At 36.9% G+C, this 10,494-nt stretch carries 8 protein-coding genes; 4 read left to right on the top strand and 4 right to left on the bottom strand.

What is annotated here, in order from left to right:
• Positions 1 to 190 precede the first annotated feature (190 nt).
• Entirely contained in the window at positions 191 to 901 is a 711-nt protein-coding gene (budA, locus tag FFX44_RS12415) for an acetolactate decarboxylase (protein ID WP_289981656.1), read from the bottom strand.
• 316 nt (positions 902 to 1,217) lie between these two features.
• On the opposite strand from budA, the gene FFX44_RS12410 reads away from it, so the two are divergent.
• The 3 genes from FFX44_RS12410 (at position 1,218) to FFX44_RS12400 (ending at position 4,488) form a co-directional block, all read left to right on the top strand.
• Complete coding sequence (locus FFX44_RS12410; RefSeq protein ID WP_289981650.1) at positions 1,218 to 1,907, top strand: response regulator transcription factor; 690 nt, start codon at positions 1,218 to 1,220, stop codon at positions 1,905 to 1,907.
• A gap of 15 nt (positions 1,908 to 1,922) precedes the next feature.
• Complete coding sequence (locus tag FFX44_RS12405; RefSeq protein WP_289981646.1) at positions 1,923 to 3,086, top strand: ATP-binding protein; 1,164 nt, start codon at positions 1,923 to 1,925, stop codon at positions 3,084 to 3,086.
• Between the two features lie 70 nt (positions 3,087 to 3,156).
• Entirely contained in the window at positions 3,157 to 4,488 is a 1,332-nt protein-coding gene (locus FFX44_RS12400; RefSeq protein ID WP_289981641.1) for a serine hydrolase, read from the top strand.
• 352 nt (positions 4,489 to 4,840) lie between these two features.
• Here FFX44_RS12400 and FFX44_RS12395 read toward each other — a convergent pair whose 3' ends face one another.
• Positions 4,841 to 5,284 (bottom strand): GyrI-like domain-containing protein, encoded by a 444-nt coding sequence (locus tag FFX44_RS12395; protein ID WP_289981637.1) that lies wholly within the window; start codon positions 5,282 to 5,284, stop codon positions 4,841 to 4,843.
• Positions 5,285 to 5,706: 422 nt separating this feature from the next.
• Between FFX44_RS12395 and FFX44_RS12390 the strand changes: the two genes are divergently transcribed.
• A complete protein-coding gene (locus tag FFX44_RS12390) occupies positions 5,707 to 8,634 on the top strand; it encodes a YhgE/Pip domain-containing protein (RefSeq protein ID WP_289981659.1) in 2,928 nt (975 codons plus the stop codon).
• A 238-nt stretch (positions 8,635 to 8,872) separates the two neighbouring features.
• On the opposite strand, the gene FFX44_RS12385 is transcribed toward FFX44_RS12390, so the two are convergent.
• Both FFX44_RS12385 and FFX44_RS12380 read right to left on the bottom strand, forming a co-directional pair.
• Entirely contained in the window at positions 8,873 to 10,201 is a 1,329-nt protein-coding gene (locus FFX44_RS12385; protein WP_289981636.1) for an MFS transporter, read from the bottom strand.
• A 91-nt stretch (positions 10,202 to 10,292) separates the two neighbouring features.
• The coding region (locus tag FFX44_RS12380) for a hypothetical protein (RefSeq protein ID WP_289981634.1) at positions 10,293 to 10,494 on the bottom strand (202 nt) is incomplete at its 5' end.

The following is a 10,494-nucleotide window of genomic DNA, read 5'->3' as shown; positions in this document are numbered from 1 at the left end:
GCTAATGTGGTAGAACCGATACCACTTAAATATTCGGTTACAACTTTTATTTTGAAGTTCAAATTAAATTTCATTATAGTAAAACCCCCAAGATTGGATTTACGTCCAATCTTGGGGGTTCACTTTAAATTTTGATTTCTTGAGGCTGCTTTTTTAATTGATATTCAAATTTTTCCGACCTATATTCCTCTTATTCAGCGTCGGCAATTGCCTTAGCAATATCATCCTTAGAAAAGTCATGCTTCATGAACTCTTTATCAGTGACCGGCAAGTGTTGTTCAAGGGTGTCGAATTGTTGAACTGAAATCGTTCCTTCTGCAATCTTGAAGTCCAAGATATGTCCACCAATTGAATGATCATCCGCTAAAAAGTGATTATGGAATCCTGCAACGGCTGCACCATGGAAGAGTGCTGGTGAATAGTAGCTCAGCAGTATTCCTTTGACATTTTTTGCTTCAAATATACTTTGATTTTTTGCAGTTTCAGCGAGAGTTGCAAAGGGCTTTGTTGATTTAACAACTGCTCTGGTCTTCAGATAGCTGAATGTTCCCTTGACTAAGACTGAAAAAAAGGTATTTGAATTTGGCTTACCTTCAAGTGCAGCTTTTTCAAAGTCAGCAGATGATGCATTGTTAATTATGCCAAGTTCATTGTAGTCAGCAAAATGGCTGTTTGCAAAGGGCATAATAAAGTCCTCTTTTAGTACATTGACATTGCCATGGCTGTCCACTTGGTAGGGAACCCCATCCAAGATAATAAGTTCACCATCAAGTCCCTCGCCAGTTCCGATACCGGTATCGCCATGAGCAAGTAATTCGCCCATCGTGATTGTACCGGTAAGAAGCCCTGGAACAAGCAATGCAAGTGTCCCATGTTGATAAAGTATTTTTGAATTTTTCATAATAATCTCCTTGTTAAACAAAATCATAGTATAGACCAAGGTGTCAGTGACATCTCAACATTAAAATAATAACATAGATGTTTTAAAATGGATTACTTCGTGCGCAAGATATTAGTTTATGAATTTTTTGTGAATACCTTAAGAAAATACAAGGCATCTGCGTAATAAATCTTGATTTTAAAGAATTCTTTAGATACGATAAGGGTGTAGTTTGTTACAATTAACCTATGAAGTATGGTAGTTTTACCATATGGTGCTTTGTAAGAATATATAACAAGGCATGGAAACCCTAATCTTATATCGAGAGGTAGATATTATGAAAATACTAGTTGTTGATGATGATAAAGATATTGTAGAACTTTTGAGTATTTATATTGAAAATGAAGGCTATGAAGTTGAGAAGGCATATAATGGTAAAGAAGCAATTACTAAATTAAATACTAATCCGGAAATTGGATTGATGATTTTGGATATAATGATGCCACAAATGAATGGCAGCGAGGTTATCAAGGAAGTCCGTAAAGATTCGCAAATTCCAGTGTTGATGCTCTCTGCAAAAGCTAGTGATATGGATAAAATACAAGGCTTGATTCAAGGGGCAGACGATTATGTAACGAAGCCTTTTAACCCGTTGGAAGTTATGGCTCGTGTTAAGTCATTATTGCGTCGTGCAGAACATACGGTCAAAAATGAAACACCCGATATTTTAAAAATCGGGCCATTAATAATCAAGAAAGATTCTCATGAAGTTGAGACAACCGATGGGACATTAATTCAGCTTACAGCTTTGGAATTTGGAATTTTGCACTTGCTGGCTAGTCATCCAAATCGTGTTTTTTCAGCAGATGATATCTTTGAACGTGTTTGGCAGCAAGAATCTGTTGTTTCAGCAAAAACGGTGATGGTTCATGTCAGTCATTTGCGTGACAAGATTGAAGAAGCTACTAACGGTGAAAAAGTTGTTCAAACTGTTTGGGGTGTCGGATACAAAGTTGAAACACATTAGAATGGAGCTGGTTAAGTGAAACTCACCGCACGTGAAAAGAGTGAATTGTTCGGTGAAGGAATTGTAACCATTATTTTGCTCTTATTACTTAATCTATCAATATATGTGTTGTTAGATCAGTTAATAGAGTCGAATCCAGGTCTTGCTAACGGAATCTTTCAAATAAAGATGTCGCTAGCATTTGGTCCAAACCATATCCAATTTTGGAGTTGGGGGTGGGTCTTTTTAACTGTGATGTTAATATTAGATGTGTTTATCATCTACTGGCGTCTGTTAAGAAGGTATCGTCAGATGCAGTTACAGCACGTCATATTTGAATTGCACTATATTGCTGATGGTCATCTAGACCACCGAATTCCTTTCCGATTACAAGGCGATATGCAGCGTGTAATCTCAAGTATTAATGCCCTCGTTGATAGTTCATTGCGCGCAATGGAAGAAGAACGTAAAATCGAACGCTCTAAGGATGATCTTGTCACAAATGTCAGCCATGATATTCGCACACCGCTGACTTCGATAATTGGATACTTGGGGTTGATTGAGGAAAAACAATATCGCTCTGAAGAAGATATCTTGAAATATACGCACACAGCCTTTGTTAAGGCAAAGCAAATGAAGTTGTTGGTAGAAGATTTATTTGAATATACAAAGGTAAGACAAACTTCTACACCACTTAAACTTAGCCAAATTGATTTGGGCCAGTTACTTGAACAATTAGCCATCTCATTTGAATTAGAAGCAAAGAAGAAAAATGTAGTTATTCAGACTGGGAAAATCGAAAGCAAATTGTTAATGGATGCGGATGCAGAGAAGTTGGTGCGGGTATTCAATAATTTGATTACAAATGCATTGAAGTATGGTGCTGACGCTAAAACAATTTGTATTGATGCGAAGAAAGTGTCTGAAAAAGAAATCGTGGTTAGTATCTCTAATGATGGCAAGGCAATTCCTAAGAAGTCTCTGGCCCAACTCTTTGATCGCTTTTATAGGGTAGAGAGTTCGCGCTCTAAGGAGACTGGTGGAAGCGGACTTGGCTTGGCAATTGTCTTGAGTATTATTGAGCTGCATCATGGTTATGTTTATGCGGAATCAGATGATAAATTAACAAGTTTTATTATGCATTTTCCAGTTAATCAAGAAATTGAGCTGCGAAGAGAGAAAATTGAAGAAAAGAACTAAATAGTCGTTGTCACAACAGTCCTTTTTAGGTATTCTAGAATAGACTCGAAATTTGAAAGGACAGGAAGAAATGTTATTTAAAAGAACAAAGAAATTGTTTTTAAGTTTAGTAATCGCAACGACTGCCTTTACTACAAGTGCAGGAATATTTAGTGAATCACAAGTGAGCGCTGATAGTACCAATGCACAGGATTTGAGCTTGGATGTTAAGGCTGCGATTGCTGTGGATGCAAAAACCGGTCAGATTTTGTATGCCAAGAATGAGAATCAGGCGCTGCCAATTGCCTCAATGAGTAAATTGATTTCGATTTATTTAGTGTTGCAGGCAATTAAGGAAGGAAAACTGTCATGGAATCAGAAGGTGTCAGTTGATAGTGATTCTTATGAGGTAAGTCAGGATGCAACACTGTCAAATGTTCCGCTGCTAAAGAATCATACATATACAGTCAGACAACTTTATCAAGCAAGTTTAATTTATTCTGCTAATGGTGCAGTGATGACACTTGCTAATGCAGTGTCTGGTTCGCAAAAAGTATTTGTCAATAAGATGAGGTCTTTGGTTAAGAGCTGGGGTATTAAGGACGCAGAATTATATACGGCGTCGGGCCTTGACAATGATCAAGTAGGTAATGCTAAGTATCCGGGTGCTTCATCGGATGCAGTTAATAAGTTGTCTGCAAAGGATACGGCAGTTGTCGCAGAGAAAATCTTGAAATATTATCCAGACATCTTAAAGACTACAAGCATTACGAAAATGAAGTTCAATAATGGTACCAGTGAAACTGAGATGGATAATTGGAACTGGATGTTAAAGGGATTAGCGAGTGCATACACTGAATTGCCAGTTGATGGGCTGAAAACAGGAACGTCAGATAGCGCAGGGGCTGACTTCACAGGGACAGTTCATAAAGATGGGCATCGGATAATAACTGTTGTGCTGGGAGCTCAGCATACTAGCGATACGGATATGTCTAGGTTTACCCAGACGCAAAAGCTGATGTCATATGTATATAATAACTTTACGTATACAAAGATTGCTGCTAATCAGACATTCAAGAAGGCAAGCTCCTTACCTACGTTCCATGGTAAAAAGCTAACTGCTAAGATTGTTAATCAAAAAGCTACTAATATCTGGCTTAAGAATGGTGTGTCATCTAAGAACATCTCAGCAAAATTAACTGCAAATAAGAAGCTGTACAAAAATGGCGGTTTGGAAGCACCTCTGGCAAAGGGTAAGAATGTAGGTATCTTATCACTTAGTGTAAAGGGACAGCAATTGAGTTTCTTGAATGGTTCAAGTGCCTTGAAGCTGACGGCCACAAATACACAAAAAGTGGAGAAGGCAAATGTCTTTGTTATCATGGGTCGAGCGATTAAGAATTTCTTCAGTAATTTGTTCTAAAAAAAAATTAATTTTGTGAAATGTATCTGCATGATTTATTGATTTAATAATCGAGGGCAAAATATAAAAAATCAGTTCATTTTTGAACTGATTTTTTTGTCTATGACAAAGTATTTACGTAAGCTAATATAAACTAGTTAATTGGAAATGATTATAAAGATTAAAGTGAATTTTTAACTACCATGGTAAAAGGTTCTAATATTTGAGGTTTGATATATTGTTAATCGTCTGTCAGTAATATTTTAGACTTTTGCGTAGTACAGAATAAGATAGAACTTCTATAAACTTAACTCCTTTGTTCTCATGTCTAAGTGGTACAGCAAATCACACTAGCACTATATATAATGACCAGTTATTTTTGTTCTATTGGAATTAGTATTTCACAATATCCCTTATCCACTGGGTTTTGTTTATATCTTTCAATTATAGGTTTACTTAATACATTAAGCTGATTTTTAGCAATAGTTTGTGCTATGTTCATATAAAAGTCAATGATTACTTTTTCAATATGCGCCACTTTGAAAACAGCGTATGTGCCTCCTGCTAAAGTTCTTTGCTCGACATTATCTTTAAACCTTTTTTTATCGGTAATAAGACAGACATCATAGCGGCAATCTTTTGCAGGTGTATTCTGTGGATTATCTAATGCAATTCCCAAAATGGTTGATTCTTGAAATAGCTCTTCAGCTTTGACCCACTTTTTAAAAGACTGCATTAAAAGCTTATTTTCCGTGCCATAAATTCCAACTCTTCTAAAATAAACGACTTTTGTTGATTTTAAATATTCAATCTTCACTTTTATTTACTCCATTTTTTTACTCGGACGTCCTGTATTAGTAGCATAACCCCAGTTAAAATGAAATACACTAATATTTTTAAAAAATTATATATTAGTCTAAGTCTGATTCATATAAAATCTATCCAGGTACTGTTCTACATTCATGAAAATTTAGAAATTAACTTAACTTGCACTTTTTTTGATTAAATGATGCTGGAAATATCATCAAATTATTACTTGGAATATCTGAGAATTATTTAAAAATAGTGGGAAATTAAAAAAGCAAAACGAGTAATAATAATTAAGTTATTAAGAAATTCATAAGGTTAATTAATGAAATAGGCAAGTATGTAGCTTTCTTGTTTTTCATGGATATTGAGTGTATATTATAGATTGTTGAAGTAGATGATTAAAAAAGCAGAGGAGAGAGAAAATTGAATATGATTAAAGAAGAGTTCAAAAATATTTTGAATCATAGGTTATTGATTGCTACAATCTTAGCAATCATGTTCATACCTTTTTTGTACTCAGTATTCTTCTTAAAATCAGTATGGGATCCTTATGGGAACGCTGGGTCATTACCAGTTGCCGTGGTCAATGAAGATAAGGCAGTTTCATACAATGGAAAGAAAATGCAAGTTGGGGCCGAATTAATTAAGGAATTGAAGAAAAATGATTCTTTGCAGTGGCATTTTGTATCTGCAAAGAAGGCTTTGGATGGGATGAAGCATAAAAAGTATTATACAATTATTACAATTCCAAAGAATTTTTCGAAAAATGCTACAACCGTCTTGAATAAGAATCCAAAAAAAATGAGATTAACTTATAAGACGAACGATTCGCTCAACTATATTGGTAAGGTTATTAGTGAAGAAGGGGCAAAACAGCTTAACACTAAAATCAATGCAACTGTGACGAAGGCTTACGCAAAAACAATGTTTGCGACAATCAAGCAGGTTGGGACAGGCTTCACAACAGCTTCAAAGGGTGCTAATAAGTTAAAAGAAGGTTCAACAACATTATCAGATGGACTTAACACATATACTGCAGGTGTTAAGAAGATTAATGATGGTGTAATTGAATTACAAACAGGTGTTGTACCATTGAGTCAGGGTGTGATTAAACTGGCAACTGGGGCAACCGCACTTCAAAGTGGTGTATCAGAGTATACGGCTGGTGTGGCTAAAGTCAATACTGGGACACAAAAATTGAATAATAGTACAGGTACACTTGCAAGTGGTGTTAGCAAGTTGGCGACGGGTTCGAATACGTTGACAAGTGGATTGGGCACGTATACGAACGGTGTTGGAACATTATCGAGTGGACTAAGTAAACTCTCCAGCAATTCCAGTACGCTTAATAATGGAATGCAAACTTTAGCAAGTTCAACATCACAATTACCGACTGCAGCTGCTGGCTTTTATGTCATGAATAATGTATTAGCACAGGATGTTAGTCAGATAAATAGTGCTCTTCAAGCGAATAAAGACAGTGTCAATTCTATGTCTAATTCAATGGCTGCAGTGAATAAAGAAATAAACAGCACTGAATTTCAAACGCAATTATCGACACTAAAAAGTTTAGCTGGGCAGACGAGTAGTATTAAATCTATGCTTGCAGAATTACAAACAACATTATCAACTGTTGCGACTGCAAAGACAGATTTTAGTACTAGTCTAACAGCTAGCTTAAAGCAAGTGGCAACTAATTCATCAACTGTTTCTGCACTTGCTAAGAGCATGCAGTCAGAAGATAATATGACAAATGCGGATAAAGCAAAATTAGCACAAATTATAGCTTTGTCTGGGAGTGCAACTGATAGTAGTGCAAATACAAACGCCACAAGTAATATTGCTGAAATTAGTAATATTCAGACGGCAGCAACAACATTAAGTGAAAAGACAGATTTATCATCACTTTCTAGTAAATTAGAATCAATGAATGAATTGGTATCAGAGATGGATTCTTTAGGCACGGCAGTAACTAATTTGGAAAATCTTATGGATACGAGCAACAAACTGACTGACAATGATGCACAAACAATGGTTAAATCAATTTTGACTTTAACTAATAAAGTATCTGAATTAAAGAGTTTATCAGACACGGCTGCAAGTAGTGCAAATAAATTTAACTCAAAGATTAATGCAAGTAGTCCGGATATTGATGCGACGACTTTGGCCTCAGCAGAGGCTATTCAAAATAAAGTGGCAACAATTGCAAGTACTTCTACTTTAAGTTCTGAAATTTCAAAATTAGTTAGTGGAGTAGCAACTTATACAGCTGGAACTAATCAGGCAAGTTCAGGTGCGAGTCAATTAAGTTCTAATAATTCGTCTCTTACAAGTGGAGCCTCACAACTTTCAACTGGCCTAGGAACACTCAACAGCAGCGTTCCAACCCTTGTTTCGGGTGTGAGTCAACTTGCATCTGGTACAAGCGAATTGAATAGTAATAGCACTACCTTGAATAGTGGAACGGCACAGCTGGCGAGTGGCTTGAGTCAACTTAATAGTAAAGTGCCAACACTCTCTTCTGGTGTTAATCAGCTAGCAAGTGGGACAAGTCAGCTTAATGCTAATTCTTCAAAATTAACACAAGGCTCATCGAAGTTAGCTGATGGTAACAAAGCGCTTGCTAAGGCTCTAGGCAAAGGCGCGAAGAAAGTAAATGCAGTTAAGACATCTAACAAGACATCAAATATGTTTGCAACACCATCTAAATTGGTTCATAAGAATTACAGTACGGTTCCTAACTATGGATATGCACTTGCACCATATATGCTTTCAGTTGCGTTATATGTTGGTGCCTTGGTATTTAACTTAGTATATCCAATTCGTCGTTTATCGACACCAGATGGTACGGGAACAGAGTGGTTCTTGAGTAAAGTTGCGATTGGGGCAGTTGTGGCAACGGGAACAGCGGTGATTGAAACGTTGTTAATGATGGCAGTAGGATTGACTCCAGACCATCCTTTCCAGATGGTTCTTAACGCAATCGTATTCTCGTTCACCGCAATGTACTTGATAATGTTCCTTTCAGTCGCAGGGGGGAATCCTGGGCGCTTTGCTGCAATGATTCTTTTGGTTATCCAACTCGGCGGTTCAGGTGGTTCATTCCCAATTAATATCACGAATGGAATGGATGGTTTCTTCCAGGCAATTAATCCGTTCTTACCAATGACATACTCCGTTCTTGGATTCCGTGAATCATTGACTTCGGGATTAGGTTCTGGTCAAGTTGCATTTTCAATTGGGATTATGCTCATCTTCATAGTAGTTTCATTGCTATTGCTGTGGGTAACGATGGTTACAAAAAGAAAAAATGGTTCGGTCAGTTATGCAGAACCAGCAACAGAAGAAAAAGAATAATTGGATTTGATACTAATCTAACGACCATCAAATTCTGGTGTTCAAAAAAGAATCTCTTATGGAGATTCTTTTTTATTTTGGAAAATAACATGGGGATAGTAAGTAAGAGACTGCAATTAAAATAGACAAAAAATCAAACTCCATGTTCCAAATGAACATTTGAAGTTCGATTCAATAAGAGGCTATTGTTTTAGTCAATTATAAATATATAATCAAATTATATAGGATAATATATTTTCTATTCTGAAAAATCAACATCCTTTGTTTCTTTTACTGTCAAGAGCGAAATCAAACAAGCAACAGCCATTATACCAAGATAAAGGCCAACAAATTTTATTCCCCAATTGTCAGCTAACCAGGTTGCGATGGTTGGTGTAAAAGCAGCGCCGACTATCGCAGCCAGGTTGTAAGAGATTCCGGCACCAGAGTAGCGGACTTCTGTCTTAAATAATTCAGGCAATAAAGCCCCAACAGGTCCAAAGGCAATTCCCATTAATGTGAAACCAACTACTAAGAAAATGATGACACCAGTAAAGTTACGCTGTCCCTGCAGAAGATAAGGGAAAAGTAGTGAGAAAATAATTAAGGCACTCGAAGAAGCTAATAAGACGCGCCGACGGCCGAAGACGTCAGCAAGTTTGGAAGCATATACGATTAAAACAGCAAAAACAATAATAGCACCCATTAATAAAAACAAATACTCACGATTAGAAAAGCCTAAGCTTGTGATTGCGTAAGTTAAAGACCATGTTGCCAATGTATAAAATAATGTATATGTTACCGCAACAATAAGAGTGCCTTGAATAATTTGACGCCAAGAAGTCTTGAAGACGAGTGTCAATGGAGATTTGGTAGTTAATTGCTTAGCTTGGGCTTGCCTGAATAGAGGAGTTTCTTGCATCTTTGTTCTAACCCAGAAACCAACAACTACTAAAACAGCAGAAGCGAGGAAAGGTATACGCCAGCCGAATGTAAGCATCTGGCTAGGGGTCAAGAAGGTTTCAAGCAGGAAGAACAAACCATTGCTTAAAAAGAAACCGAGTGGAGCACCTAATTCAGGAAAAGCTCCATAAAATGCTCGTTTGTCTTCGGGGGCGTTTTCTGTAGCGACAAGTGCGGCACCTGACCACTCGCCTCCAAGCCCAATTCCCTGAATGAATCGGCAAACACAAAGTAAGATGACGGCAAGTATTCCAAGAGTGTGGTAATCCGGCAGTAGACCAATTAGCACGGTTGAACCACCCATGAGTAGTAGTGAGACAACTAATGTTTTTTTGCGTCCAACCTTGTCTCCAAAATGACCAAAGATGAATGATCCGAGTGGACGTGCCACGAATGCTACCCCGAACGTTAACAGACTTAGTAATGTGGCAATTGTAGTTGTTACTTCAGGAAAGAAAACCTTTGGAAAGTATGTAGCTGCTGCTGTTCCATAAGCGTAAAAATCAAAAAATTCAATTGCGGTACCAATCATTGAAGCTAGAATTACCGTTTTTACAGAGTCGCGTGCTAGGTCTGGTTGATTCAGAGTTGGTAAGTTAACACCTGTTTTTGTAGCAGTAGTCATTATAAATATCCTCCTAAAATTATAAATGCGAATGATTATTGTTATTTTTGGTTAATAATCGACTATTAAGTCATCTTCAGTTCCTCCTTAATTAGAGTAAAGAAAAGGGTCTGTGCCATAAGTCCTTCAAAATAGAAGAGATTAGTGAAAATCGTTCCTTGATTTTCACTAATCTCTTCTTTGGGTTTATAAAACAGTTATGATTGGTGCCCTTCGCTACCAATTTTCTAATATTCATTGCCATCAAGGCAATTCCAGCTTCTCTTTTTACCTTTTCAAGACCTCTAACAGAA

Source organism: Lactobacillus sp. UCMA15818 (genome assembly GCF_030400225.1).
Classification (GTDB): domain Bacteria; phylum Bacillota; class Bacilli; order Lactobacillales; family Lactobacillaceae; genus Liquorilactobacillus.
This window is presented reverse-complemented; position numbering and strand designations above follow the sequence as displayed.